The following is a 24039-nucleotide window of genomic DNA, read 5'->3' as shown; positions in this document are numbered from 1 at the left end:
GGCGCGCCACCGGCACTCCTCATTGGCGCGCCACCGGCACGACGTCCGGAGCGCCGAGGCGCGCCGCGTCGGCCGTCTCGTCGTCGGGCATCGTCTGGCTCTCGCGCTCGGCGTCGACCCGCTTGAGGTAGTGGTCGACCTCGCGCTCGCGCTGCTCGTCGGACCAGCCGAGCGCCTCGGCCATGAGCGCGGCCGCGTCCTGCGCGGACTCGGTGCCGCGGTGGAAGGTCTCGATCGAGATGCGCGTGCGGCGGGCGAGGATGTCGTCGAGGTGGCGGGCGCCCTCGTGCGTGACGCCGTAGACGACCTCGGCACGCAGGTAGTCGTCGGAGCCGGCGAGCGGCTCCCCCAGGTCGGGACGCCCGGCGATGAGGTCGAGCACCTCGGTGGCCAGCGTGCCGAAGCGGTTGAGCAGGTGCTCCACGCGGCCGACGCCGATGCCGTGCGCGGCGGCGAGCGCCTGGCGCTGGTTCCACAGGGCCGCGTACCCGTCGGCGCCCAGCAGCGGGATGTCGTCGGTGACGCACTCGGGCACGCGCCGGTCGAGCAGCGTGCCCATCTGCTGCACGGCTGCGTCGATCGCGTCCTTGGCCATGATCCGGTAGGTCGTGTACTTGCCGCCCGCGATGACGACGAGTCCCTTCACCGAGGTCGAGACGGCGTGCTCGCGCGAGAGCTTGCTCGTGGCCTCGTCCTCCCCCGCCAGCAGCGGACGCAGACCGGCGTAGACACCCTCGACGTCCTCGGGCTCGAGCGGCTCGACGAGCACGCGATTCACGTGGTCGAGCAGGTACTGGATGTCCTTGGCGCTCGCGGCCGGGTGGTCCTTGCTGAGCGACCAGTCCGTGTCGGTGGTGCCGATGATCCAGTGGCGGCCCCACGGGATGACGAAGAGGACCGACTTCTCGGTGCGCAGGATCAGGCCCGACTCGCCGCGGATCCGGTCGCGCGGCACGACGAGGTGGATGCCCTTGCTGGCGCGCACGTTGAACTGGCCGCGCTCGGCCGCGAACGACTGCGTCTCGTCGGTCCACACGCCCGTGGCGTTGACGACCTGGCGCGCGCGGATGTCGATCTCGCGGCCCGACTCGAGGTCCTTGACCCGCGCGCCGACGACACGGTCGCCCTCGCGCAGCAGGTCGATCACGCGGGTGCGGCTGGCGACGTGCGCGCCGTACGCGGCGGCCGTGCGGGAGAGGAACATCGTGTGGCGGGCGTCGTCGACCTGGCCGTCGTAGTAGTGCAGGGCGCCGACGAGGGCGTCCTTGCGCAGCGCGGGCATGATCCGGCGAGCACCGGTGCGGGTGAGGTGACGGTGCCGCGGCACACCGCGCGAGCGGCCCGACAGCAGCGCCATCGAGTCGTACAGGGCGACGCCGGATCCGGCGTAGAAGCGCTCCCAGACGCGGTGGGTCAGCGGGTACAGGAACGGCACGGGCTTGACCAGGTGCGGCGCGAGCTTGTCGATCAGCAGGCTGCGCTCCCCCAGGGCCTCGGCGACGAGGCGGAAGTCGAGCATCTCGAGGTAGCGCAGGCCGCCGTGGACGAGCTTGCTCGAGCGGCTGGACGTGCCGGAGCCGAAGTCGCGCGCCTCGACGAGGCCCACGGACAGGCCGCGGGTCGCCGCGTCGAGCGCCGCGCCGCCGCCGACGACGCCACCGCCGATCACGAGGACGTCGAGGTGTTCCGAGGCCAGCGCGTCGAGCGCCTCCTGGCGGTGCTGCGGGGAGAGGGCAACCGATCGCATGGACTCCAGTCAACCAGTGTCAGGCCACGGCTGCCGCGATCGCTCGGGCGATGCGGGTGGTGGCCTCCCGCGCGGGACGGCTGACGCCGGTGATGTTGACGAAGGCGTGGATCAGCGAGCCCTCGCGCGCCAGCGTGGTCGGCACGCCGGCCTGCTCGAGCCGTTCGGCGTAGGCGATCCCCTCGTCGCGCAGGGGGTCGAAGCCCGCCACGGCGACGTACGCGGGCGGGGCTCCGGACAGGTCGGGCTCGAGCAGCGGCGAGGCCTGCGGGTCGAGCGCGTCGGCCGGATCGGCCAGGTAGCGCTCGCGGTACCAGTCCATGTGCTTCTCGGTGAGGAAGAAGCCGTCGGAGAACTCCTGGTACGACGGATGCTTGGTGGACAGGTCCGTGACGGGGAACAGCAGCACCTGCAGCGCGGGCACGACCTCGCGTCCGCGGAGTCGGTTCGACAGCACGGCGCTGAGGTTGCCGCCCGCGCTGTCGCCCGCGACGACGATCCGGTGCGGGTCGAGGCCCCAGCCGGGCGCGTGCTCGACGGCGAAGTCCCACGCCGCCTCCGCGTCCTCGACCGCGGCAGGGAACGGGTGCTCGGGGGCCAGCCGGTAGTCCACGGACAGGACGTCGACGCCGGCCTCGGTGGCCAGGAAGCGCACGGCCGAGTCGGTGCTGACGCGGCTGCCCAGCACCCAGCCGCCCCCGTGGAAGTACACGACGAGGCCCTTCGACTCGGTGGTCGCGCGGTAGCGGGTGGCGGGGATCGGGCCGGCCGCGCTGGGGATGAGGAGGTCCTCCTCGACGGCGAACTCGGGGAACACGTCGGCGAACACGAGGGCCTCGTCGGTCAGCATGCGGCGGGCCTGCTCGACGGGGTGCTCGGTGAAGTCGCCACCGGGGATCCGGTTGAGGACCCGCAGCGCCACGGCGATCTCGGGCGAGAGCTGCTCCCCGTCGCGGTTGACCGGCGCGTGCCGGCCGAGCCGCGCGACCACGGACTCCGGGAGACGGGCGAAGCCGCGCACCACGGCACGCTCGGCCATCGCCGCGGCGGACAGGCCCGCGCTGGTGCCGGCGCTCACTCGACCCACCCCAGCGTGCGCTCGACGGCCTTCTTCCACTGGTGGTAGCCGGCGTCGCGCTGCTCGTCGTCCCAGTCCGGGCTCCAGCGCTTCGACTCCGACCAGTTCGCCACCAGCTCGTCGGTGCTCGACCAGAAGCCCACCGCCAGCCCGGCGGCGTACGCGGCGCCCAGGCACGTGGTCTCGGGGACCACCGGGCGGCTGACCTCGATGTCGAGGATGTCCGCCTGGATCTGCATGCACAGCTCGTTCGCGGTGATGCCGCCGTCGACGCGCAGCACCTCCAGCTCGATGCCGGAGTCCGCCACCATGACGTCGACGACGTCCTTGCTCTGGTAGCAGATCGCCTCGAGGGCGGCCCGGGCCACGTGGGCCACGGTGTTGAAGCGCGAGAGCCCGACGATCACGCCGCGGGCGTCGGAGCGCCAGTACGGCGCGAACAGGCCGCTGAAGGCCGGGACGAAGTAGACGCCGCCGTTGTCGTCCACCGTCTCGGCGAGCGCCTCGGAGTCGGCCGCGTCGTCGAAGACCTTGAGCTGGTCGCGCAGCCACTGGATCGCCGACCCGGTGACGGCGATCGAGCCCTCCAGCGCGTACACCGGCGGCTCGTCGCCGAAGCGGTAGGCCAGCGTGGTGAGCAGGCCGCGATCGGAGCGGACGATCTCAGTGCCGGTGTTGAGCACGAGGAAGTTGCCGGTGCCGTAGGTGTTCTTGAGCATCCCGGGCTCGAAGCAGGCCTGGCCGACGAGCGCGGCGTGCTGGTCGCCGAGGTTGCCCGCCAGGATCACCTCGGCACCGAACGGGCCGTCCTTGGTCGTGCGCCCGAACTCCTGGGACGACGAGGTGATCTCGGGCAGCATCTGCCGCGGGACGCCGAAGATCTCGAGCAGCTCGTCGTCCCACTCGAGGCTCTCGAGGTTCATCAGCATGGTGCGGCTGGCGTTGGTGACGTCGGTGACGTGGACGCCGCCGTCGGTGCCGCCGGTGAGGTTCCAGATGAGCCAGGTGTCGATCGTGCCGAACAGCGCGTGGCCCACTTCGGCGTCCTCGCGCACGCCGTCCACGTTCTCCAGGATCCAGTGCAGCTTGCCGCCGGCGAAGTACGCGGCGGGCGGCAGGCCGGACTTGGCGTGGATGACCGTGCCGTGTCCGTCCTCGTCGAGGCGCTTCGCGAGGTCGGCGGTGCGGGTGTCCTGCCAGACGATCGCGTTCGCGTAGGGCTCGCCGGTGCGCCGGTCCCACACGACCGTGGTCTCGCGCTGGTTCGTGATGCCGACGGCGGCGAGGTCGGCGGCGGTGATCCCGGCGGCCTCGAGTCCCCGCTCGATGACCTCGCGCGTGTTCTCCCAGATCTCGGTGGCATCGTGCTCCACCCAGCCGGCCTGCGGCAGCACCTGCTCGTGCTCCACCTGGTGCCGTCCCTGCTCCTCCCCGCGGTGGTCGAACACCATGAACCGCGTGCTGGTCGTCCCCTGGTCGATCGCGCCGACGAACTCCTGTGACATGCGCCTCACCCTAACGAGCCGTGGTCCCCCGGTGCGTCATACGGAGCGGTCTGCCCAGCGACCGATCCGTATGACATTGCGCGCACTGTGGACGACGGATCGACCTCGCGACCCTGGAACGACACCCTCTCGGCATGGATCCCGACCTCCGCGCCGTCGCCGCCTCCCAGGAGCAGATCGTGAGCCGTCGCCAGCTGTTCGCCTCCGGCGTCACCCGATCGACGCTGAGAGCGCACCTCCGGGCGGGGAGATGGAGGTCATGGGGACGGCACACGATCGCCCTGCACTCAGGGCCTCTCCCGATGCGTGCCGCGTGGTGGCGCGCCGTGATCGAGGCCGGTCCGCGCGCGATGCTCGACGGCGTCTCGGCACTCCAGGCCGCCGGACTGACCGGTGTCGACAGCGAGACCGTCCGCGTCTCCGTCCCTCGGGGCGCTCGAACACCCCGAGTCGCCGGCGTCACCGTGCGACAGACCCGGCGTCTTGCGCGCACTGACCTCGCAGGTCCCGGCCTACCGCGAGTACGACCGCCCATCGCTGTCGTCCGCGCTGCTCTCTGGGCCCGGTCCGATCGCCAGGCGGCGTACTTCCTGACGGCCGTCGTCCAACAACGGCTGTGCCGGGCGGAAGACGTCGCTCTGGCCGTACTGGAGGTGAGACGCCACGCTCGCCGACGTCTTCTGCTCGACGTGACGTCCGACCTGGTCCGTGGCTCCCAGGCGCTCGGCGAGCTCGACTTCGCGCGACTGTGCCGGGAGCACGGCCTGCCCGCGCCCACGCGGCAGTCTTGGCGACGAACCGGACGGGGCTCGGCGTTCCTGGACGTCGAGTGGCCGGAGTTCGGCGTCGCGGTCGAGATCGACGGCGTCCACCACCTCGAGGCGCCGGTGATGGTCGCCGATGCCCTTCGCCAGAATCACGTCGTGTTGGAGCGTTCGACGGTGCTGCGCATCCCGAACCTCGGCCTGCGCGTCGCCCCGGCGGAGTTCATGCAGCAGGTCCGACGCGCCCTCGTCCGAGGTGGGTGGAAGCCGGACGAGGACGTCATGCGCAGCGGTCGTGGGAGCGGCCGCTCCGCATGACGCCATGCCGGGCCCGCCGCGGTCTAGGCTCGGGTCATGGCCGAACGCGTCGTCATCGTCGGGGCAGGACACAACGGGCTCGTGGCGGCGGCGCTGCTGGCGCGGGCGGGGCTCGACGTCCTGGTGCTGGAGCGGCTCGACCGCGTGGGCGGCGCCGCGGTGAGCACGCAGGCGTTCGACGGTCACGACGCGCGGCTCTCGCGCTTCTCCTACCTCGTGAGCCTGTTCCCGCAGGCGCTCATCGACGAGCTGGGGCTCGACCTGGAGCTGCGCTCGCGCGACACCGCGTCGTTCACGCCGTGGCGTCGCGACGGACGCGCCGGCGGGCTGCTCGTCGAGACCTCCGGCGGCGAGGCCACGCGCGCCTCCTTCGCCGAGCTCACCGGCGGCGACGCCGAGTTCGAGGCGTGGAAGGCCTTCTACGACGAGGTCGGCACGCTGGCCCGGGCCCTCGCGCCCACGCTGCTGCAGCCCCTCCCCCACATCGGCGACGTGCGCGACCACGTCGAGATGGCCATCTGGACCGACCTCGTGGAGCAGCCGATCGGTGAGGCCATCCGGCGCCGGTTCGCCGACGACGTCGTGCGCGGGGTCGTCGCCACCGACGCGCTGATCGGCACGTTCGCGTCGCTCGAGGACCTCTCGCTCGTGCAGAACCGCTGCTTCCTCTACCACCTGATCGGCAACGGCACGGGCGAGTGGCGCGTCCCCGTCGGCGGCATGGGCGCGGTCACGCAGGAGCTCGCGCGGGTCGCCACCGAGGCCGGCGCCGAGATCCGCCTCAACTCGGCCGTCGACGGCATCGACGTGAGCGACGTCGACGTCACGATCTGCGGCGACGGATTCGTCGAGCGCGCCGACCACGTGCTGTTCGGCGCGGCGCCGTACGTGCTCGAGCGGCTGCTCGGCCATTCCCCGACCAGCAAGCCCGCCGGGGCGCAGCTCAAGCTCAACGTCCTGCTCTCGCGACTCCCCGAGCTCGCCTCGGGCGTGGACCCACGCGTGGCGTTCGCCGGCACGTTCCACCTCGACGAGTCCTTCGACCAGCTGCAGCACGCGTGGTCGGTCGCCGAGTCGGGCGACCTCCCGCCGGCCACCGGCGAGTTCTACTGCCACACCCTGACCGACCGCTCGATCCTCGGCCCCGAGCTGCGCGACGCAGGCGCCGAGACACTGACCTACTTCGGCCTGCACACGCCCCCGGGCGTCCTCGACGCCCCCGGCGCGAAGGAGGAGGCCGTCAAGCGGGTCCTGGCCGCGCTCGACGAGCACCTCGCCGAGCCGATCGAGCCGTTGATCCTGGGGCTCGAGGCCAAGACGCCCACCGAGATCGAGCACGAGCTGGCCATGCCGGGCGGCCACATCTTCCACGGCGACCTCGCGTGGCCGTGGCTCGAGGAGGGCGAGCGTCCGCACTCCCCGGCCGAGCGCTGGGGCGTCGCGACCGCGCACCCGCGGGTGCTGCTGTGCGGCAGCGGCGCGCGGCGCGGCGGCGCGGTCAGCGGTCTCGGCGGCCACAGCGCCGCGCGGGCGCTGCTCGACTCGCTCTGACCGTCACCGCAGCCGCTCGTCGAGGAAGTCCAGGACGGCGTCGACGGCGCGCTGCTGGCGGTGCAGCGTCAGCGTGCTGTGCTTGCGGCCCGGGAGCTCGACGGCGGTGAACCGCTCCCCCAGCTCGCGACGCAGCACCTCGAAGCGCCCGTCGGAGGCCGGGTCGTCCTCGTAGCGCAGCCCCAGCACCGGACAGCCGGCGGCGACGCGGTCGAGCACTCGCGTGTGGTCGGCCGGGGACAGCCCGAGGTCGCGCGATCGCGCGGGCGTGACGGGGAACGGCAGCGACGGCTGCGCGAGGACCGGCGCGATCACCGCGTCGTCCACCAGCATCGCCAGGGCGAACCCGCCCGTGAAGCACATCCCGACCGCGCCGACGCCGGGCCCGCCCACCGAGGCGTGCAGGTCGGACGCGAGCGCCGCGAGCCACCGCGTCACGGGAGCCGTGCGGCGCAGGGCGAGGGCCGTGAACTCCTTGCTGACGCAGCCGCGCACCACCGATCGGACCGTGTACCCCGCCGTCATGGGCCGGCCGGGGTCGCCGAACAGGTTCGGCATGACCACCGTGAAGCCGCGGTCGACCACCTCGTCGGCGAACGCGATGACCTCGGGGGTGATCCCGGGCAGCTCGTGCATCACGACGACGCCGGGCCCCGTGCCGCGCCGGAACGTCTCGTGCTCGATCCCCGCGTGAGTGAAGGTGCTGCGATTCCAGTCCGCGATGGTGGTCATGACGACCATCGTGGCACTCGATTTCATGTCGCGGGAGGGTATGCGCTAGTGTTGGTGATCGCGCAGCGCGCGAGCACCCCTAGCTCAATTGGCAGAGCAATTGACTCTTAATCAATGGGTTCTCGGTTCGAGTCCGAGGGGGTGTACCACCCGCTCGAAGGCCCCGGTTCACACCGGGGCCTTCGTCGTCTCATCGGACGTCGAACCCGCTCGACTCCACCGGCTCCAGGTCCGCCACGTCGCGCGACTCCACGACCGATCCGGGAGGGCCCTCGGCCATCCAGGCGAGCACGGCGTCGAGCCGCTCGGGCTCGCCCTGCAGCTCGGCCTCGACCGTGCCGTCGTCGCAGTTCCGCACCCACCCGGTGACCTGCTCGCGCTCGGCCACGAGACGCGTCGACCAGCGGTAGCCGACCCCCTGCACCCGGCCGCGCACCGTGACGTGGACCCGCCTCACGAACGCCTCAGTCCGAGCCGTACTGCTTGATCGCGCGGCTGATGCTGGTGTGCGAGACACCGACCTCGTCGGCGATCTCCTGGTACGACATCCCGGCCTCGATCGCCGTGGCCAGGGCGGCCGCCCACTCGCGCCGGGCGCGGGCGATGGCCTCCTCGTACTCGGCGGTGGCGGCGTCGTACGAGTCACGGGCCGCTCGGAGCGCCCGGGGCACGGATTCGTCGTACTCGCGACGGTGGCGGAAGGCCATGTGGACAACTTAAGCCCGGTGGGGTCCGGGCGCGAGACGATTTCGTGAGCCCACGAATCGTTAGTACACTGATGACATGACCTCGGCCCCGAACCCGCTCTCCCTGGACGAGCAGGTGTGCTTCGCGCTCTCGGTCGCGTCGCGCACCGTGATCGGCTGCTACCGCGACGTCCTCGAGCCGCTCGGCCTCACCCATCCGCAGTACCTGGTGATGCTGGCGCTGTGGGAGAACGACGGACTCACCCTGCGCGGACTGAGCGACGCGCTGCGCCTCGAGCCGGCCACCGTGTCGCCCCTCGTCAAGCGCCTGGAGACGGCCGGCCTCATCCGTCGCGACCGCCGCGCGGGCGACGAGCGCGCCTTCTCCCTCACCGTGACCGACGAGGGCCGCGCCCTGCGCGAGAAGGCCCTGGCGGTCCCGGCGACGATGCTCGAGCGCTTCGACATGGACGTCGCCGAGCTCCAGCAGGTCAACCGATGGCTGCACGAACTCATCGAGCGGGCCGACCGGGCCCACGAAAGGACCACGGCATGAGCCAGCGCCTCCCCGACGCCTCGGAGGAGTCCCTCAACATCGTCCGCCGCCGGATCATGGCGATCACGTGGGTGGTCACGTCGATCCACGGCCTGTTCGGCGCGATCGGCGCCGCGCAGGCGATCGGCGACGACCGCCGCGGCGACCAGATCATCCTGCTCGGCGTCTCGGTGCCGCTCGCGATCATCATCTACGCCGTGACGATCGTGATCCTGCAGAAGCCGTTCCTCGGCTGGAGGACCACGCCGTGGCTCGTCCTGCTGCTGGGGATCTGCGCCGCGGGCTTCGTCTGGGTGCTCTGACTCAGCGCTGGAACGCGTCGGGCACGCCGTCGCCGTCGTCGTCCACCGACTCCTCGCGCTCCACGTCGCGGTAGTGCCGATTGCGGCGCCGCAGGACGATCGCGGCCAGGATCGACGCCGTCAGTGAGCCGGCCAGCACGCCGATCTTGACGTACTCCTCGAGCGCGTCCGTCGCGTAGGCGAGGTCGCCGATCAGCAGCGAGACCGTGAACCCAATGCCGGCGAGCATCGCCACGCCGAGGACGTCGACCCAGCGGATGCTCGGGTCGAGCTGCGCCTTCGTCGTGGCCGAGAGCAGCATGGCGCTGCCCACGATGCCGATCGGCTTGCCGAGCACGAGGCCCGCCACGATGCCGAGGGTGACCGGCGAGGAGAAGGCGTCGGCCAGCACGTCGCCCGACACGGCGACGCCCGCGGCCGTGAAGGCGAAGATCGGCACGGCGACTCCGGTGGACACGGGACGCACCCGGTGCTCCATCCGCTCGGCGATGCTGTCGTCGCCGCGCGCGGGCACGGTGAAGCCGAGCAGCACGCCGGCCACCGTCGCGTGGACGCCCGACTCGTGCATGAACCACCACGTGAGCAGCGCGAGGGGAATCAGGACCCAGCCCGTGCGAGGACCGCGGCGGGCGACGACGGCGAACAGCGCGAGCGGGATCACGGCGGCGCCGAGCATCAGGAGGTCGAGCGAAGCGGTGTAGAACACCGCGATGACCGTGATCGCGAGCAGGTCGTCCACGACCGCGAGGGTCAGCAGGAACGTGCGCAGCGCGGACGGGAGGTGCGTGCTCAGCACCGCCAGCACCGCCACCGCGAAGGCGATGTCGGTCGCCGTGGGGATCGCCCACCCGTGGGTGGTGCCGTTGCCGGCGTTGAACGCGACGAAGATCAGGGCCGGGACGGCCATGCCGCCCATGGCCGCCACGACGGGCAGCGCGGCACGGCGCGGATCGCTGAGGTCGCCCGCGACGAACTCGCGCTTGAGCTCGAGTCCGACGACGAAGAAGAAGATGGCGAGCAGCCCGTCGGCGGCCCAGTGCGCCACGGTCAGGTCCAGGTGGAGCGACTCGGGACCGATCCGGGCCTGGGTGAGGTCGAAGTACGCGTCCGACCAGGGCGAGTTGGCCCAGACCAGCGCGGCGAGGGCGGCGACCACGAGGATCGTGCCGCCCACGGTCTCGCGCCGCAGGATGTCGGCGATGCGAGCGGATTCGCGCCAGCTGCCGCGGGTGAACAGGCCGGGTGAGGTCATGGCAGTCCTTCAGGGGTCGGTGGCAGGACGCCGACCAGACTTCCCGGCACACCTGACGACCACCCTAGCGGTCGTCGCCGCCACCGCTCAGGAGTAGATCATGCAGGTGGTGGTGCCGTGCGCGACGAGCTTGCCGTCGGGGTCGAGCACCTTGCCCTCGGCCGTGGCGGTGCTGCGGCCGACGTGGATGATCGACCCGGTGCCGGTCAGCGTGCGGCCGTCCACCGGCACGGTGCGGATGTAGTTGACCTTGAGCTCGAGCGTGCCGTAGCCGACGCCGGGGCCGAGCATCGTGTGCACGGCGCAGCCCATCACCGAGTCCAGCAGGGTCGCGCAGGCGCCGCCGTGCAGCGTGCCGAGCGGGTTGGCCGCCGTCGGCAGCGACTGGATCGAGAACGACACCTTCCCCTCCTCCAACGACAGCACCTGCATGCCGAAGAGGTCGCCGATCACGGCGGGACGCTGGTCGCGCGGCAGCGTGAAGGCGAACTGCAGGAACTCGAGCCCGGTCATGCGGGACATCGCGGCGAGCTGGTCATCGGTGAGCGGCAGGGCGGTCATGCTGGTCAATGTAGACCGATCGGTCTATGGTGTCCACCATGGCCTCCCGCACCTCGCCCCGCGAGCGGCTCCTCGACGCCACGATCACGTCCCTGCGCCGCCACGGCGTGCAGGGCACCGGGATCGCCGAGCTGCTCAGCTCCAGCGGGACGGCGCGCCAGTCGATCTACCAGCACTTCCCCGGGGGCAAGGCCGAGCTCGTCGCGGCGGCCACCCGTCGGGCCGGCGACTTCATGGCCCGCCGCGACGGTGCGTCCGGCCCGCACGCGCACCTCGACCGGCGGGTCGACTGGTGGGTGGGCCAGCTCGAGCGCCACGACTTCGCCCTCGGCTGCCCGGTCGCCGCGGCCGCGATCGCCGGCAGTGAGTTCCCCGAGGTCGTCGAGGCCGCGGCCGAGGTGTTCGACACCTGGACCCGCTCCTTCGCCGACCTCCTGGTCGAGGCCGGGGCCGAGCCGGAGCCCGCCACGGCGCTCGCCCGCTTCCAGATCAGCGCCATCGAGGGCGCGATCCTGACCGCCCGCGCCCTGCGCACCGCCGAGCCCCTCGAGGACCTGCGCACGCACCTCCACCGTCTCGTCGACGACCTCCTGCCACACTGATCACGTGTGGGTGGGATGGATCGAGTTCGACCTGCGGCTCGGTGACGTGCACTCCCTCAAGGAGAAGCGCGCCATCGTCCGCCCGATCGTCAACGAGCTGCGGCGCCGGTTCTCGGTGTCCGCCGCCGAGACCGACTCCCTCGACCTCTACCGCCGCGCGGGGATCGGCGGCTCCCTCGTCTCGATCGACCGCGCGCACGTCGTCGAGGTGCTCGACGCCGTGGAGCGGTGGATGGCCGAGCGGCCCGAGGTCGAGATCCTCCAGGCGCACCGCCACCTGGCCAGCAGCGCCGACGACGAGGACGACCAGGCCGAGCTCCCGTTCGCGTAACGCCCGCGGCCTCCCTAGGCTGATGTGACTTCGATCACCACCGCCAGGGGGGCGCGATGAGCACGGCCGAGGAACGACCGACCACCTACCGCACGTTCGACGAGGTCCAGGAGACGCTCAGTCCGGCCGAGCAGCGCTTCGAGCGCATCCGCCGCACCACGGGTCTGTTCGCGGGCCCGGTCCTGGGCATCGTCACGTACCTCGCGTGCAGCGCGCTCGACGAGCCGGCGCAGCGCCTGGCCGGGGTGCTGGCGTGGGTCGCCGTCTACTGGATCTGCGAGGCGATCCCGATCCCCGTCACCGCGATGCTCGCGATGGCAGCGGTGATCGCGCTCGGCATCGCGACGGCCGACGACGTCTTCGGGGCCTTCGGCAACAGCACGATCTTCGTGTTCATCGGCGGCTTCATCCTGGCCGAGTCGATGCGCAAGCACGGGCTCGACCGCCGCTTCGCGTTCGGGATCCTGAGTTTGCCGGGGGTCGCCGCGTCGACCACGCGCATCATCGTGGCGTTCGGCGCGATCACCGCCGTGCTGAGCGGCTTCGTCTCCAACACCGCGACGGCGGCCATGATGATGCCGATCGGCGCCGGCATCGTCGGCTTCATGGCCTCGGCGATGCGCCGCAGCAGCGACGGTGACACCGACCTGAACCCGCAGCGGCTGCAGTTCGCCACCGCCCTGATGCTGATGGTGGCCTACAGCGCCAGCGTCGGCGGACTGCTCACGCCCGTCGGCAGCCCGCCGAACCTCATCGGCCGCGCGTACCTGGAGGAGGAGCTCGACGTCACGATCCCGTTCTTCCAGTGGATGATCCTGGCCTTCCCGCTCGTGCTGCTGATGTTCCTCGTGCTGTGCGTCCTGCTGGTGCGGCTCAACAAGCCCGAGATCAAGCGCGTCGAGGGCGTCGAGGGCTACATCGCCGAGGAGCGCCAGAAGCTCGGCACGATGGGCCCCGGAGGCCGCAACACCCTCATCGCGTTCGGCACCGCGGTCGCCCTGTGGGTGCTGCCCGGCGCGGTCGGCCTGGTCACCGGCGGCGAGTCCGACACCTACGACTGGCTGCTGGAGCACCTCGACGAGGGCGCGGTCGCGATCTTCGCCGCCTCGCTGCTGTTCCTGCTGCCGCTGGACTGGGGCAGGCGCGAGTTCACCCTGAGCTGGAACGACGCGGTGAAGATCGACTGGGGCACGATCATCCTGTTCGGCAGCGGCATCGCGCTGGGCGGACTGCTGTCGTCCACGGGTCTGGCCGAGACGATGGGCACCTCCCTGGGCGACCTGCTGGGCACCGAGACGCTCGTCGGCATCACCATCCTGGCCACCGTCATCGCCGTGATCATCAGCGAGACCACGAGCAACACCGCCAGCGTGGTCGTGGTCGCGCCGATCGCCGCCCAGCTGGCGCTCGCCGCCGACGTGAACCCGGCGATCCCCGTGCTGGCCGCGGTGTTCGGCGCGTCGTTCGGGTTCATGCTGCCGGTGTCGACGCCTCCGAACGCGATCGTCTACGGCACCGGCATGGTGCCGATCACCAAGATGCTCCGGTCGGGCATCGTGTTCGACGTCATCGGCATCGTCATCATCGTCACGGGCGTGACCGTGATGGCGAACCTGCTGGGGATCGGCTGAGGCGGGCTAGGCCGAGGTGGTCCGCTTCGCCCTGATCCCCCACTGGGAGAACGCGCAGGCGCCCAGCGCCACGACCATCAGCAGGACGAGGCCGACCGTGTAGCTGTGGTCCGCCTCGTTGTAGGTGGCTCCCATGACCAGCGGCGGGAAGAAGCCGCCAAGGCCGCCGGCGGCGCCGACGATGCCGGTGACGCTGCCGACCCGCTCGGGCGGCGCCAGCTGCGCGACCCACGCGAACACCGATCCGGTGCCCAGCCCCAGGAACAGCGCCAGCAGGATGAACGCGGCACCTGCCGGGACCTCGGGCACGGGCTGCAGCGCGACCACGCCGGCCATCACGACGGTGCCGAGCAGCGAGACCCCGGTGATCACCTTCGGGCCGACCTTGTCCGACAGGATGCCGCCCAGCGGTCGCGCGGCCACCGCGGCCAGCGCGAAGCCGGCGGTGCGGGTGCCCGCCGCGGCGAGGTCGAAGTCGTAGACGTCCTTGAGGTACGTCGGTAGGTAGGTGGAGAAGGCGACGAAGCCACCGAACGCCACGGCGTACAGGAACGACAGCTGCCACGTGATCGGCAGCTTCGCGGCGCCGACCAGCTTCGGCACGACCGGGTCGTGGTTGGCGGACCATGCGGGCGAGTCGCGCATCATCGTCCACGACAGGAGCGCCACGGCGACCAGCGCCGCCGCGATGAGGACGTGCGTCATCCCGTAGCCGAACCACTCGACCATCCGCGGCGTGAAGAACGCCGAGAGGGCGGTGCCGCCCATGCCCGCGCCGAACACGCCCGTCGCGAAGCCGCGGCGCGGCTTGTCGAACCACGCGTTCACGAACGGGATGCCCACCGCGAACGTCGTGCCCGCGATGCCGAGGAAGAAGCCGAACAGCAGCAGCAGCGGGTACGAGCCCCGGTCGCCGGCGAACGCGACGAGCAGCACGAACGGCGCCGACACGAGCATGAGGGCGGGGAACATGATCCGACCGCCGAAGCGGTCGGTCAGGGCGCCGGCCAGGATGCGGCCGAGCGAGCCGACCAGCACGGGCGTCGCCACGAGCAGCGACTTCTCCCCCGCGGTCAGGTCGAGCTGCTCGGCGTACCTCACGCCCAGCGGCGCGATGACGTTCCACGCCCAGAAGCTGATCGCGAACGCGAGCGTGGCCAGTGCCAGGTTCCGGCCCCGTCCCGCCTCGAGGGCCTGCTGCTGATCGCTCACCGGTCTCTCCTTCTTCCCGCGTTGTCACGGGTGCCGACGGGGTCCCAGCCGGGCCGCGGGTCACGGGCTCCGGCACCGTGCGCCGCATCGCGGCTCCGGTAGACGATGTACGGGCGGAACAGGTAGTGCAGCGGTGCGGTGAAGGCGTGCACGAGCCGGGTGAACGGCCAGATCGTGAACAGCAGCATCCCCACCAGCACGTGGATGTGGAACTGGAACGGGGCCGCCGCCATCGCGTCGACGTCGGGCTGGAGCACGAAGATCGATCGGAACCACGGCGAGACCGTCTCGCGGTAGTTGTGCGCCTCGTGGCCGGCGCCGATCGAGACGAGCGTGGTCCACAGTCCCAGCACGATCGCGGCGACCAGCACGACGTACATGACCTTGTCGTTCGTGGTGGTGGCCATGAAGACGGGTCCGGTCGTGCGGCGGCGGTAGATCAGCAGGGCCAGCCCGCCGAGCGTCAGCAGGCCCGCGATCGTGCCGAAGAACAGGGCGTTGAAGTGGTAGATGTCCTCCGTGACGCCCACCGCCTCGGTCCAGCTCTCGGGGATGACGAGGCCGCCGAAGTGGCCGATCGCGACCATGAGGATGCCGAAGTGGAACGCGGGCGAGCCGATCCGCAGCAGCCGGGACTCGTAGAGCTGCGACGAGCGGGTCGTCCAGCCGAACTTGTCGTAGCGGTAGCGCCAGATCGTGCCGCCGACCAGCACCGCCAGCATCACGTAGGGCAGGACGCCCCACAGCAGGACGTTCATCGGCGTGCTCCTTCCGCGAGCGGCAGCAGCCGCGGGTCGAACGGCTCCAGGCCGACGGTCTCGGTGGGCTGCACGGGTCCGGCGAGGGCCATCGCCTCGGTGCGCGTGCGGGGCGACTCCCCCGGCAGGGTCGCGCACACCGCGCGCACGGCCCCGGCCCACGGGGATGCGTCGTCCTCCAGCTCGATGCGCAGCAGCTCGAGGCTCGCGCGGTACCGCTGCAGCAGCGCGGCGCCCGCCTCCGGGTCGACGACCGCGGCGAACTCCAGCACGACCGGGAGGTGGTCGGGCAGCTCGCCGCCGAGCCGGACGACCTGGCCGCTGTCGCGGTAGACCTGCTTGAACGCGGCGAGCACCTCGCCACGGCGACGGGTGTCGCCCTCGGTCCAGTACGAGAGGTGCAGCGCGTGCCGTCGGGTCAGGTCGAACGTGTCGACGTAGAGGTGGCGCAGCTCCTCCGGGTCGGTGGCGGCGAGCCGCTCGATGACCTCGAGCAGCTCGCGCACGGCGCGAGTCGGGCGCTGCTCGCGCAGCGCCGCCGTCAGCTGCGGCAGCGCCTCGATCACGTCGTCGTGCGGGTACGAGAGCACCCACGACGCGACCTGGTGGACGACCTGGGTGCTCATGAATCCTCGCTCCGGTCGGGGAACAACCCCTGCGGCACGCCGTTGCCGTCCCAGTTGAGGAGGTTGACGCGCGAACGCAGGCGCTCGCCGCCGGCCGGGGTGTCGGTCTGCTGGCGGTCGCGAAGTGCCTGGAAGGTCTCGACCGCGACCGGCACAGGTCCTCCGCTGGCCTCGCCGAAGGGGCCCGAGCCGCCCATGCCGGGGCCGTCCTCGAAGTCGAGGGAGCAGCCGATCTCCTCGAGGTGGTGGGCGTCCTCGGCGTGCGCCTTGGGAATGACGTAGCGCTCCTCGTACTTGGCGATCGCCATGAGCCGGTACATCTCGTACATCGACTCCTCGGTCATCCCGACCGCCTCGGGGATCGAGCCGTCGGGCTCGCGCCCCAGGCTCACGTCGCGCATGTAGGACCGCATCGCCGCGAGCTTGTTCAGCACCTCGGCGATCACCTCGGTGTCGCCGGCGGTGAACAGCTCGGCGAGGTACTCCATCGGGATCCGCAGCGAGCCGATCGCGCCGAAGAGCGTCTCGGGGGCCTCGGCGTCGTGGCCCTGCTCGCGCAGGAGATCGACGATCGGCGACAGCGGCGGGACGTACCAGACCATCGGCATCGTGCGGTACTCCGGATGCAGCGGCAGCGCCACGCGGTACGTCTTCGCCAGCGCGTAGACCGGCGACCTCCGGGCCGCGTCGATCCAGTCCTCGGGGATGCCCTGCTCGCGGGCCAGCCGCGCCACCTCGGGGTCGCTCGGGTCCAGCATGAGGTCCAGCTGGGCCTCGTACAGGTCCTGCGGGTCCGGGGTCGAGGCGGCGTCCGTCACGGCGTCGGCGTCGTAGAGGAACAGGCCCAGGTAGCGCAGTCGGCCGACGCACGTCTCGGCGCAGACGGTGGGCAGTCCGACCTCGATCCGCGGGTAGCAGAACGTGCACTTCTCGGCCTTGCCGGACTTGTGGTTGAAGTAGATCTTCTTGTACGGACAGCCGGTGATGCACTGGCGCCAGCCGCGGCAGCGATCCTGGTCGACCAGCACGATGCCGTCCTCGGCGCGCTTGTAGATCGCGCCCGAGGGGCACGACGCCATGCACGACGGGTTGAGGCAGTGCTCGCAGATCCGCGGGAGGTAGAACATGAAGGTCTGCTCGAACTCGAACCTGATCCTGTCCTCGCTCTCGCGGCGGACCTTCTCCACGATCGGGTCGAGGTGCCCCAGCTCGCTCGTGCCGGCGAGGTTGTCGTCCCAGTTGGCCGACCACGAGACCTTGGTGTCCTCGCCGGTGATGAGCGACTTCGGACGTGCCACTGGGAAGTCGTCGCCCAGCGGGGCCTCGATGAGCGTGGAGTAGTCGTACGTCCACGGCTCGTAGTAGTCGCTCAGCTCGGGCTGGACGGGGCTGGCGAAGATGCCGAACAGCTTGCGCAGCCGGCCACCGGCCTTGAGCGTCAGGTTGCCGCGGCGGTTCAGCTCCCAGCCGCCCTTCCACTGCTCCTGGTCCTCGTACCGGCGGGGGTAGCCCTGGCCGGGCCGCGTCTCGACGTTGTTGAACCACACGTACTCGGTTCCCGCGCGGTTCGTCCACGCCTGCTTGCACGTGACCGAGCACGTCTGGCAGCCGATGCACTTGTCGAGGTTCATCACCATGCCCATCTGGGCCATGACACGCATCAGTACGTCACCTCCTGCGACCGGCGACGGATCGTCGCGATGATGTCCCGCTGGTTGCCCGTCGGGCCCAGGTAGTTGAACGCGTAGGACAGCTGCGCGTAGCCGCCGATGAGGTGCGTCGGCTTCACCAGCACGCGGGTCACGCTGTTGTGGATGCCGCCGCGCCGGCCGGTGAACTCCGACTTCGGCACGTCGATCGTGCGCTCCTGCGCGTGGTGGACGTACGTGACGCCCTCGGGCAGGCGGTGCGTGACGATCGCGCGGCACACGAACACGCCGTTCGCGTTCGAGCACTCGATCCAGTCGTTGTCCTTGACCCCGATCGCCGCGGCGTCCTCCTGGCTGAGCCAGGCGGTGGGGCCGCCGCGCGAGAGCGACAGCATCAGCAGGTTGTCCTGGTACTCGGAGTGGATCGACCACTTCGAGTGCGGCGTCAGATAGCGCACCGTGATCTCGCGGTCGCCGTTCTCGCCCAGGCGTGGCCCGCCGAACAGCCGGCTCATGTCGAGGGGTGGTCGGTAGATCGGCATCGCCTCGCCGAGGTCGCGCATCCAGTCGTGGTCGAGGAAGAAGTGCATGCGGCCGGTGAGCGTGTGCCACGGCTTGAGCCGCTCCACGTTGACGGTGAACGGCGCGTACCGCCGGCCTCCGGTCTCCGAGCCCGACCACTCCGGCGACGTGATGACCGGGACAGGCGCGGCCTGCGTCTGGGCGAAGGTGATGCGCTTCTCCTCCGAGCCCTCCGCCAGGTCGGCCAGCCGCTTGCCCACGCGCTTCTCCAGGGTGTGGAAGCCCTGCGTGGCCAGCTCGCCGTTCGTGGTGCCCGAGAGGGTCAGGATCGCCTCGGCCATCTTCGCGTCGGTGTCGATCGCGGGTCGGCCGGCGGCGACGCCCGAGTCGAACACTCCCCCGGACTGGGCGAGCAGCGACAGCGCCTCGGTGAGGTCGAAGGTCACGTTCTTGACGCCGAAGCCCAGCCGGTCGGCCAGCGGGCCGATCGCCTTGAGCTTGTCGGCCACGGCGGTGTAGTCGCGCTCGACGAGGTGCAGGGCCGGCATCGTCCTCCCGGGGATCGGCTCGACGTCGCCGCGCTTCCAGTCCAGGACGACGCCGCCGGGCTGCGCCGTCTCGCCGGGGGTGTCGTGCTGCATCGGCACGGCCACGATGTCGCGCCGCACGCCGAGATGGGTCCTCGCGAGCTCGGAGAACCTCTTCGCCACGTGGTGGAACATCGAGAAGTCGGTCTGCGACTCCCACGGCGGGTCGATCGCCGGCGTGAACGCGTGCACGAACGGGTGCATGTCGGTGGACGAGAGGTCGTGCTTCTCGTACCAGGTGGCGGCCGGGAAGACCACGTCCGACAGCAGCGTCGTCGACGTCATGCGGAAGTCGGCCGAGACGAGCAGGTCGAGCTTGCCCTCGGGCGCCTCGTCCCGCCAGACGACGTCCTTCGGCCTGACCGAGGCCTCCCCGTCGACCGCCTTCGTGTTCGAGTGCGTGCCCAGCAGGTGCTTGAGGAAGTACTCGTTTCCCTTCGCCGACGAGCCGAACAGATTCGAGCGCCAGAGCGTGAGCGTGCGCGGCCAGTTCTCGGGCGCGTCGACGTCCTCGATCGCGAACCTCAGCGAGCCGTCCTTGAGCCGCTGCACGACGTAGTCGTTCACGTCCTCGGCCGTGCCGGCCTCGATCGCCGCGAATGCCTCGTCGGCCAGGTCGAGCGGGTTGCGATCGAACTGCGGGTAGAACGGCATCCAGCCCATCCGCGCGGACTGCGCGATCGTGTCGGCCGTGTGCATGCCCGTCAGGTGCCCCTCCGCGAGCGGCGAGGCGAGGGCGTCGGCCCGATAGCCGTCGGAGCGCCACTGGTCGGTGTGCATGTACCAGTACGAGGTGCCCGTCATCGTGCGCGGCGGGCGGCTCCAGTCGAGGTTGTTCGCCAGCGAGATCCAGCCCGTGATGGGGCGGCACTTCTCCTGGCCCACGTAGTGCGCCCAGCCGCCGCCGTTGCGGCCCATGCTGCCGGTCAGCAGCAGCATCGACAGGATCGCGCGGTAGGTCGCGTCGGCGTGGAACCACTGGCAGACGCCGGCGCCCAGGATGATCATCGAGCGGCCGCCGGACTCCTCGGCGTTCCTCGCGAACTCGCGTGCCACGCGCACGCACGCCTCGGGCGTGACGCTCGTGACCTCGGCCTGCCACGCGGGCGTGTACGGCGAGGTCGCGTCCTCGTAGCCCGCGGGCCACTGGCCCGGCAGGTCGGGACGGCCGACGCCGTGCTGCGCCAGCATGAGGTCGAACACCGTGGTGACCAGCTGGTCGCCCACGCGGGTGACGGGCACGCCACGGCGCAGCACCTCGCCCTCGCCGTCGACGCCGGCGAACGACGGCAGCAGCACCTCCGCGGCGTCCGTCTCGACCCTCGCGTCCCGCAGCGACAGCGCCGGCGTGACGCCCTGCAGGTCGAGGTTCCATCTGCCCTCACCCGACTCGGAGTAGCGGTCGCCGAGCGTGCCGTTCGGGACCACGGTCTCGCCCGTGGCCGCGTTCACCAGGACCGTCTTCCACGCGCCCTCGGGCGTCTCGTCGCCGAGGTCGCGCGCCGTGAGGAACTTGCCCGGGACCAGGCCGCCGTGCTCCTCGTTCTGCTTGAGCGTGATGAGGAACGGCAGGTCGGTGTACTGGCGGACGTAGTCGACGAAGAACGGCACCCGCCGGTCGACGAAGAACTCCTTGAGGATGACGTGGGTCATCGCCATCGCCAGCGCGCCGTCGGTGCCGGCCTGCGCGGGCAGCCACTCGTCGGCGAACTTCGTGTTGTCGGCGTAGTCGGGGCTGATCGTCACGACCTTCGTGCCGCGGTAGCGGACCTCGGCCATCCAGTGCGCGTCCGGCGTGCGGGTCACGGGAACGTTCGAGCCCCACATCATGAGGTAGGTCGAGTCCCACCAGTCGCCGGACTCGGGGACGTCGGTCTGGTCGCCGAACACCTGCGGGCTGGCCACCGGCAGGTCGGCGTACCAGTCGTAGAACGACGTCATCGCGCCGCCGAGCAGGTGCGTGAAGCGGGCACCGACGGCATGCGACACCATCGACATCGCCGGGATCGGGCTGAACGTCGCGATGCGGTCGGGGCCGTGCTGCTTGATCGTGTGCACCTGGGCGGCCGCGGTGATCTCGACGGCCTCCTGCCAGTTGGTGCGGACGAAGCCGCCCTTGCCGCGGGCCTGCTGGTAGCGGCGGCGGCGCTCGGGGTCGCCGACCACGTCGGCCCACGCCAGCACCGGGTCGCCGAGGCGCTGCTTCGCCTCGCGGTACATCTCCAGCAGCACGCCGCGCGCGTACGGGTAGCGGACCCGCGTGGGCGAGTAGGTGTACCAGGAGAAGGCCGCGCCCCGAGGACAGCCGCGAGGCTCGTACTCGGGGCGATCGGGTCCGACCGAGGGGTAGTCGGTCTGCTGCGCCTCCCACGTGATGATCCCGTCCTTGACGTAGACCTTCCACGAGCACGAGCCCGTGCAGTTCACGCCGTGGGTGGACCGGACGACCTTGTCGTGACTCCAGCGGTCGCGGTAGAAGACGTCGCCGCGGCGTCCTCCCTCGCGAAAGACGGCTCGACCGTCGTCGGTCTCCTCCCACCGAGTGAAGAACCTCCCGGTCTTCAGCAGTGCAGCGCTTGCGGGGCCATCGAGGGGCTTCGCCATGACACCACCAGAACGCGTGAGGTGGGTCACGCGCAACCCACCCATCACGTGCGGCACGATGAGGACATGGCCCCGTTCCACGCGATCGTCCTCGCGGGCGGACGGGCGAGCCGACTCGGCGGGATCGACAAGGTGATGGTCCCGGTCGGCGGACGCCCCCTCCTGGCCCACGCCGTGGCTGCGGCATCACAGGCGGATCGGGTGGTCGTGGTCGGCCCCTGGCGCCGGCTCGACCTCGAGCGCGAGGTCGCGTGGGTGCGCGAGGACCCGCCCTTCGCCGGACCGGCGCATGCCGTGGCCACCGGGCTCGCAGCGCTTCCGCCCGACACGGACGGCGAGGTGCTCGTGCTGGCGGCCGACCTCGTCCGGCCCGACCTGCTGGTCGCCGCACTTCGCGGCGGGGAGGGCAACCGCGTCGCCGTCGACCCCGGCGGCCGCCGCCAGTGGGCCGCCTGCGTCGTGCGCGTCGGCGACCTCGCGGCGGCCGTCGCGACGGCGCCCACCGAGGGCGCGTCCCTGCGATCCTTGATCGGCCGGCTCGACCCGGTCGACGTCCCCGTCGACGCCGCGGCCGGTGCCGACGTCGACACGCCCGACGACCTGGAGGAGCACGCCGATGACTGACGAGACCCTGACCCGCTGGTGGCAGGCGCTGACCGCCGAGCTGGGCATCGACCCGCAGGCGGACCCGGAGGCGCTGCTCGACCTGGCCGGCACCGCAGCGCACTCGGTCGTGCGGCCCGCGGCGCCGCTCACGACCTTCCTCGTCGGCTACGCCGCCGGACGCGCCGATGCCGGCGCCGACAGCATGGCCGAGCTCATCGCGCGGGCCGAGCGGGCGGCCGAGGACTTCGCGTGACCGACCCGTCCTGGGAACAGGCCCGGGAGCTGGCCCGTGCGGCCGTGCGCCCGGCCGAGCCCACCGACCTCAACGTGCACGGCGCCCTCGGCACCACCACCGCCGCCGACCTGTGCGCGCTCGGACCCGTCCCCCATGCCGCGACCTCGGCGATGGACGGCTGGGCCGTGGCGGGCTCGGGTCCGTGGCGGATCGACGCGACCGACGGGCCGCTCGAGCCGGGGCACGCCCGGCCCATCGTCACCGGCGGCGTGCCGCCCGAGGGCGCCGACGCCGTGCTCCCGTCGGAGTGGGGTGAGGTCGATGGCGACCTCCTGCACGGCGATGCTCCCCCGGCCGGTCGCCACGTCCGGCCCGCGGGCGAGGAGGCGCAGGAGGGCGACGTCATCGTGGCGTCCGGCTCGGTGCTGACGCCCGCGCGGCTGGCGGTGCTGTCCGCCGCGGGGCACGACCTGGTCCGCGTGCGCCACGCGCCGCTCGTCCGCCTGCTCGTCACCGGCGACGAGCTGATCGGCGCGGGTGTTCCCGCGGCCGGACAGGTCCGCGACGTCATGACCCCGATGCTGCCGCCGCTGTTGGCGGCGCTCGGCGCCAAGACCTCGCATCACGAGCGCGTCCACGACGACGTCTCCGCGCTGGTCGCCCAGGTCGGGCGCAGCGACGCCGACCTCGTGGTCAGCGCCGGTGGCACCGGACGCTCCTCCGCCGACCCGATCGAGTCCGCGTGGGACCGGCTCGGCGCCGACGTGCGGTTCCGCGGTGTGGACATGCGTCCCGGTCACCCGGTCTCGCTGGCCGTCCTGCCCGACGGCCGCGCCTGGCTGGCGCTGCCGGGAAACCCGCTGGCCGCCGCGCTGACGGCGCTGTCCTTCGTGCCGGCGCTCGTCGCGGGCTTCACGGACGTACCGCTCCCCCGCCTCGAGCAGGAGGTGGCCGCCGCGGCGTTCGAAGGCCGGGCCGGCACCACGCTCGTGCCCGCCGTGCGCACGTCCGACGGCCTCGTCCCGGCGGGAGCGAGCCGCCCTCACATGCTGCGCGGCCTCGCCGACGCCGACGCCGTGGCCGTGGTCCCGAGCCCGGGGCTCGCGGCTGGAGAGCGCGTCCCTGTGCTGGCCCGCGTCTGGTGAGTACCGTCGGAGACGTGGACGCGACCATCTATCACCATCCCCGCTGCACGACCTCGCGCAAGACGCTGGACCGGCTCCGCGAGACCGGCGTCGAGCCGACGATCGTGAAGTACGCCGACGAGGGCTGGACCGAGCAGCAGCTGCGCGACCTCTTCGCCGCGGCCGGGCTCACCCCCGCCCAGGCCGCTCGGAAGCGCGAGCCGCTCTACCGCGAGCTGGGCCTCGCCGACGCGACCGACGATCAGATCCTGGCCGCGATGGTCGAGCACCCGATCCTCGTCGAGCGACCCTTCGTCGTGACCGAGAAGGGCGCGCGACTGGCCCGGCCGATCGAGTCGGTCGACGAGATCCTCTGAGTCCCCAGATTTGCTCCTCAATCCACCTTTCAGGACCTCTCAAAGGTGGATCAAGGAGCAAATCTCGGGCTGGCGGAGGGCCGTGAGCCCGGACCCGTCGCGCCCGTCCGGGCGCGGCGCGCC

At 71.5% G+C, this 24039-nt stretch carries 24 protein-coding genes and 1 tRNA gene; 12 read left to right on the top strand and 13 right to left on the bottom strand.

Features of this window, described 5'->3' with window-relative positions:
* Nucleotides 1-19: 19 nt before the first annotated feature.
* The 3 genes from BJ975_RS02970 to glpK are packed head-to-tail and all read right to left on the bottom strand — an operon-like array spanning nt 20 to nt 4330.
* Nucleotides 20-1747 (bottom strand): glycerol-3-phosphate dehydrogenase/oxidase, encoded by a 1728-nt coding sequence (locus BJ975_RS02970; RefSeq protein WP_179423492.1) that lies wholly within the window; start codon nt 1745-1747, stop codon nt 20-22.
* Nucleotides 1748-1766: 19 nt separating this feature from the next.
* Nucleotides 1767-2825: an alpha/beta hydrolase gene (locus tag BJ975_RS02965; protein ID WP_218845720.1), complete on the bottom strand. Its 1059-nt coding sequence runs from the start codon at nt 2823-2825 to the stop codon at nt 1767-1769.
* Nucleotides 2822-4330 (bottom strand): glycerol kinase GlpK, encoded by a 1509-nt coding sequence (gene glpK / locus BJ975_RS02960; RefSeq protein ID WP_179423490.1) that lies wholly within the window; start codon nt 4328-4330, stop codon nt 2822-2824. Before glpK ends, BJ975_RS02965 begins: the two co-directional genes overlap by 4 nt.
* 689 nt (nt 4331-5019) lie before the next feature.
* Between glpK and BJ975_RS02955 the strand changes: the two genes are divergently transcribed.
* Both BJ975_RS02955 and BJ975_RS02950 read left to right on the top strand, forming a co-directional pair.
* The gene (locus BJ975_RS02955; protein WP_179423488.1) at nt 5020-5412 is read left to right on the top strand and encodes a PDDEXK family nuclease; all 393 of its coding nucleotides are present in this window, start codon (nt 5020-5022) and stop codon (nt 5410-5412) included.
* 36 nt (nt 5413-5448) lie between these two features.
* Nucleotides 5449-6963, top strand: coding sequence for a phytoene desaturase family protein (locus tag BJ975_RS02950; RefSeq protein WP_179423486.1), 1515 nt, complete (start codon nt 5449-5451; stop codon nt 6961-6963).
* Nucleotides 6964-6966: 3 nt separating this feature from the next.
* Here BJ975_RS02950 and BJ975_RS02945 read toward each other — a convergent pair whose 3' ends face one another.
* Complete coding sequence (locus tag BJ975_RS02945; RefSeq protein ID WP_179423484.1) at nt 6967-7695, bottom strand: dienelactone hydrolase family protein; 729 nt, start codon at nt 7693-7695, stop codon at nt 6967-6969.
* Between the two features lie 73 nt (nt 7696-7768).
* Here BJ975_RS02945 and BJ975_RS02940 point away from each other — a divergent pair.
* Nucleotides 7769-7844: transfer RNA gene (locus tag BJ975_RS02940), tRNA-Lys, on the top strand.
* A 41-nt stretch (nt 7845-7885) separates the two neighbouring features.
* Here BJ975_RS02940 and BJ975_RS02935 read toward each other — a convergent pair.
* Nucleotides 7886-8152, bottom strand: a complete 267-nt coding sequence (locus BJ975_RS02935; RefSeq protein WP_179423482.1) for an acylphosphatase — start codon at nt 8150-8152, stop codon at nt 7886-7888.
* A gap of 7 nt (nt 8153-8159) precedes the next feature.
* Complete coding sequence (locus tag BJ975_RS02930; RefSeq protein ID WP_179423480.1) at nt 8160-8402, bottom strand: helix-turn-helix domain-containing protein; 243 nt, start codon at nt 8400-8402, stop codon at nt 8160-8162.
* Nucleotides 8403-8478: 76 nt separating this feature from the next.
* Here BJ975_RS02930 and BJ975_RS02925 point away from each other — a divergent pair, with 76 nt between their 5' ends.
* Nucleotides 8479-8937, top strand: a complete 459-nt coding sequence (locus BJ975_RS02925; protein ID WP_179423478.1) for a MarR family winged helix-turn-helix transcriptional regulator — start codon at nt 8479-8481, stop codon at nt 8935-8937.
* Nucleotides 8934-9239, top strand: a complete 306-nt coding sequence (locus BJ975_RS02920; RefSeq protein ID WP_179423476.1) for a hypothetical protein — start codon at nt 8934-8936, stop codon at nt 9237-9239. Before BJ975_RS02925 ends, BJ975_RS02920 begins: the two co-directional genes overlap by 4 nt.
* 1 nt (nt 9240) lies before the next feature.
* Here the strand turns inward: BJ975_RS02920 and nhaA are convergent, their stop codons facing one another.
* Nucleotides 9241-10491, bottom strand: a complete 1251-nt coding sequence (gene nhaA / locus BJ975_RS02915) for a Na+/H+ antiporter NhaA (protein WP_179423474.1) — start codon at nt 10489-10491, stop codon at nt 9241-9243.
* Nucleotides 10492-10578: 87 nt separating this feature from the next.
* A complete protein-coding gene (locus BJ975_RS02910) occupies nt 10579-11052 on the bottom strand; it encodes a PaaI family thioesterase (RefSeq protein ID WP_179423472.1) in 474 nt (157 codons plus the stop codon).
* Nucleotides 11053-11090: 38 nt separating this feature from the next.
* Here BJ975_RS02910 and BJ975_RS02905 point away from each other — a divergent pair, with 38 nt between their 5' ends.
* The 3 genes from BJ975_RS02905 to BJ975_RS02895 are packed head-to-tail and all read left to right on the top strand — an operon-like array spanning nt 11091 to nt 13616.
* The gene (locus tag BJ975_RS02905; protein ID WP_179423470.1) at nt 11091-11654 is read left to right on the top strand and encodes a TetR/AcrR family transcriptional regulator; all 564 of its coding nucleotides are present in this window, start codon (nt 11091-11093) and stop codon (nt 11652-11654) included.
* Nucleotides 11655-11658: 4 nt separating this feature from the next.
* Nucleotides 11659-11985 carry a DUF503 domain-containing protein gene (locus tag BJ975_RS02900; protein ID WP_179423468.1) on the top strand — a complete coding sequence of 109 codons (327 nt, stop codon included), beginning with the start codon at nt 11659-11661 and terminating at the stop codon, nt 11983-11985.
* 56 nt (nt 11986-12041) lie between these two features.
* Nucleotides 12042-13616 (top strand): SLC13 family permease, encoded by a 1575-nt coding sequence (locus BJ975_RS02895; protein ID WP_179423466.1) that lies wholly within the window; start codon nt 12042-12044, stop codon nt 13614-13616.
* Nucleotides 13617-13622: 6 nt separating this feature from the next.
* Here BJ975_RS02895 and BJ975_RS02890 read toward each other — a convergent pair whose 3' ends face one another.
* The 5 genes from BJ975_RS02890 to BJ975_RS02870 are packed head-to-tail and all read right to left on the bottom strand — an operon-like array spanning nt 13623 to nt 21574.
* Nucleotides 13623-14828, bottom strand: a complete 1206-nt coding sequence (locus BJ975_RS02890) for an MFS transporter (RefSeq protein ID WP_179423464.1) — start codon at nt 14826-14828, stop codon at nt 13623-13625.
* Nucleotides 14825-15586, bottom strand: a complete 762-nt coding sequence (gene narI / locus BJ975_RS02885; protein WP_179423462.1) for a respiratory nitrate reductase subunit gamma — start codon at nt 15584-15586, stop codon at nt 14825-14827. The genes BJ975_RS02890 and narI overlap by 4 nt, the downstream gene beginning before the upstream one ends.
* Entirely contained in the window at nt 15583-16212 is a 630-nt protein-coding gene (gene narJ / locus BJ975_RS02880; protein ID WP_179423460.1) for a nitrate reductase molybdenum cofactor assembly chaperone, read from the bottom strand. Before narJ ends, narI begins: the two co-directional genes overlap by 4 nt.
* A complete protein-coding gene (gene narH / locus BJ975_RS02875; protein ID WP_179423458.1) occupies nt 16209-17873 on the bottom strand; it encodes a nitrate reductase subunit beta in 1665 nt (554 codons plus the stop codon). The genes narJ and narH overlap by 4 nt, the downstream gene beginning before the upstream one ends.
* Nucleotides 17873-21574: a nitrate reductase subunit alpha gene (locus BJ975_RS02870; RefSeq protein WP_179423456.1), complete on the bottom strand. Its 3702-nt coding sequence runs from the start codon at nt 21572-21574 to the stop codon at nt 17873-17875. The genes narH and BJ975_RS02870 overlap by 1 nt, the downstream gene beginning before the upstream one ends.
* 66 nt (nt 21575-21640) lie before the next feature.
* Here BJ975_RS02870 and mobA point away from each other — a divergent pair, with 66 nt between their 5' ends.
* Genes mobA through arsC form a run of 4 tightly spaced genes read left to right on the top strand, consistent with a single transcriptional unit; the run spans nt 21641 to nt 23916 of the window.
* Nucleotides 21641-22198 carry a molybdenum cofactor guanylyltransferase gene (gene mobA, locus BJ975_RS02865; RefSeq protein ID WP_179423454.1) on the top strand — a complete coding sequence of 186 codons (558 nt, stop codon included), beginning with the start codon at nt 21641-21643 and terminating at the stop codon, nt 22196-22198.
* Nucleotides 22191-22433, top strand: coding sequence for a DUF6457 domain-containing protein (locus BJ975_RS02860; RefSeq protein WP_179423452.1), 243 nt, complete (start codon nt 22191-22193; stop codon nt 22431-22433). The genes mobA and BJ975_RS02860 overlap by 8 nt, the downstream gene beginning before the upstream one ends.
* Nucleotides 22430-23560 carry a molybdopterin molybdotransferase MoeA gene (locus BJ975_RS17060; protein WP_179423450.1) on the top strand — a complete coding sequence of 377 codons (1131 nt, stop codon included), beginning with the start codon at nt 22430-22432 and terminating at the stop codon, nt 23558-23560. Before BJ975_RS02860 ends, BJ975_RS17060 begins: the two co-directional genes overlap by 4 nt.
* Nucleotides 23561-23574: 14 nt before the next feature.
* On the top strand, nt 23575-23916 hold the full coding sequence (gene arsC, locus BJ975_RS02850; RefSeq protein ID WP_179423448.1) for an arsenate reductase (glutaredoxin): 342 nt from the start codon (nt 23575-23577) through the stop codon (nt 23914-23916).
* The last annotated feature ends 123 nt before the right edge of the window (nt 23917-24039 follow it).

The sequence above is a fragment of the Aeromicrobium tamlense genome, from assembly GCF_013408555.1.
Lineage (GTDB): Bacteria > Actinomycetota > Actinomycetes > Propionibacteriales > Nocardioidaceae > Aeromicrobium > Aeromicrobium tamlense.
Note: the sequence above shows the minus strand (reverse complement) of the source record. Positions and strands in the feature narration are given on the sequence as shown.

What these genes read in the sequence shown, in the direction of transcription:
- BJ975_RS02970 (WP_179423492.1), bottom strand. Translation starts at nt 1,747, where the DNA reads ATGCGATCGGTTGCCCTCTCCCCGCAGCACCGCCAGGAGGCGCTCGAC.
- glpK (WP_179423490.1), bottom strand. Translation starts at nt 4,330, where the DNA reads ATGTCACAGGAGTTCGTCGGCGCGATCGACCAGGGGACGACCAGCACG.
- BJ975_RS02950 (WP_179423486.1), top strand. Translation starts at nt 5,449, where the DNA reads ATGGCCGAACGCGTCGTCATCGTCGGGGCAGGACACAACGGGCTCGTG.
- BJ975_RS02945 (WP_179423484.1), bottom strand. Translation starts at nt 7,695, where the DNA reads ATGACCACCATCGCGGACTGGAATCGCAGCACCTTCACTCACGCGGGG.
- BJ975_RS02930 (WP_179423480.1), bottom strand. Translation starts at nt 8,402, where the DNA reads ATGGCCTTCCGCCACCGTCGCGAGTACGACGAATCCGTGCCCCGGGCG.
- BJ975_RS02925 (WP_179423478.1), top strand. Translation starts at nt 8,479, where the DNA reads ATGACCTCGGCCCCGAACCCGCTCTCCCTGGACGAGCAGGTGTGCTTC.
- BJ975_RS02920 (WP_179423476.1), top strand. Translation starts at nt 8,934, where the DNA reads ATGAGCCAGCGCCTCCCCGACGCCTCGGAGGAGTCCCTCAACATCGTC.
- nhaA (WP_179423474.1), bottom strand. Translation starts at nt 10,491, where the DNA reads ATGACCTCACCCGGCCTGTTCACCCGCGGCAGCTGGCGCGAATCCGCT.
- BJ975_RS02910 (WP_179423472.1), bottom strand. Translation starts at nt 11,052, where the DNA reads ATGACCGCCCTGCCGCTCACCGATGACCAGCTCGCCGCGATGTCCCGC.
- BJ975_RS02905 (WP_179423470.1), top strand. Translation starts at nt 11,091, where the DNA reads ATGGCCTCCCGCACCTCGCCCCGCGAGCGGCTCCTCGACGCCACGATC.
- BJ975_RS02895 (WP_179423466.1), top strand. Translation starts at nt 12,042, where the DNA reads ATGAGCACGGCCGAGGAACGACCGACCACCTACCGCACGTTCGACGAG.
- narI (WP_179423462.1), bottom strand. Translation starts at nt 15,586, where the DNA reads ATGAACGTCCTGCTGTGGGGCGTCCTGCCCTACGTGATGCTGGCGGTG.
- narJ (WP_179423460.1), bottom strand. Translation starts at nt 16,212, where the DNA reads ATGAGCACCCAGGTCGTCCACCAGGTCGCGTCGTGGGTGCTCTCGTAC.
- narH (WP_179423458.1), bottom strand. Translation starts at nt 17,873, where the DNA reads ATGCGTGTCATGGCCCAGATGGGCATGGTGATGAACCTCGACAAGTGC.
- BJ975_RS02870 (WP_179423456.1), bottom strand. Translation starts at nt 21,574, where the DNA reads ATGGCGAAGCCCCTCGATGGCCCCGCAAGCGCTGCACTGCTGAAGACC.
- mobA (WP_179423454.1), top strand. Translation starts at nt 21,641, where the DNA reads ATGGCCCCGTTCCACGCGATCGTCCTCGCGGGCGGACGGGCGAGCCGA.
- BJ975_RS02860 (WP_179423452.1), top strand. Translation starts at nt 22,191, where the DNA reads ATGACTGACGAGACCCTGACCCGCTGGTGGCAGGCGCTGACCGCCGAG.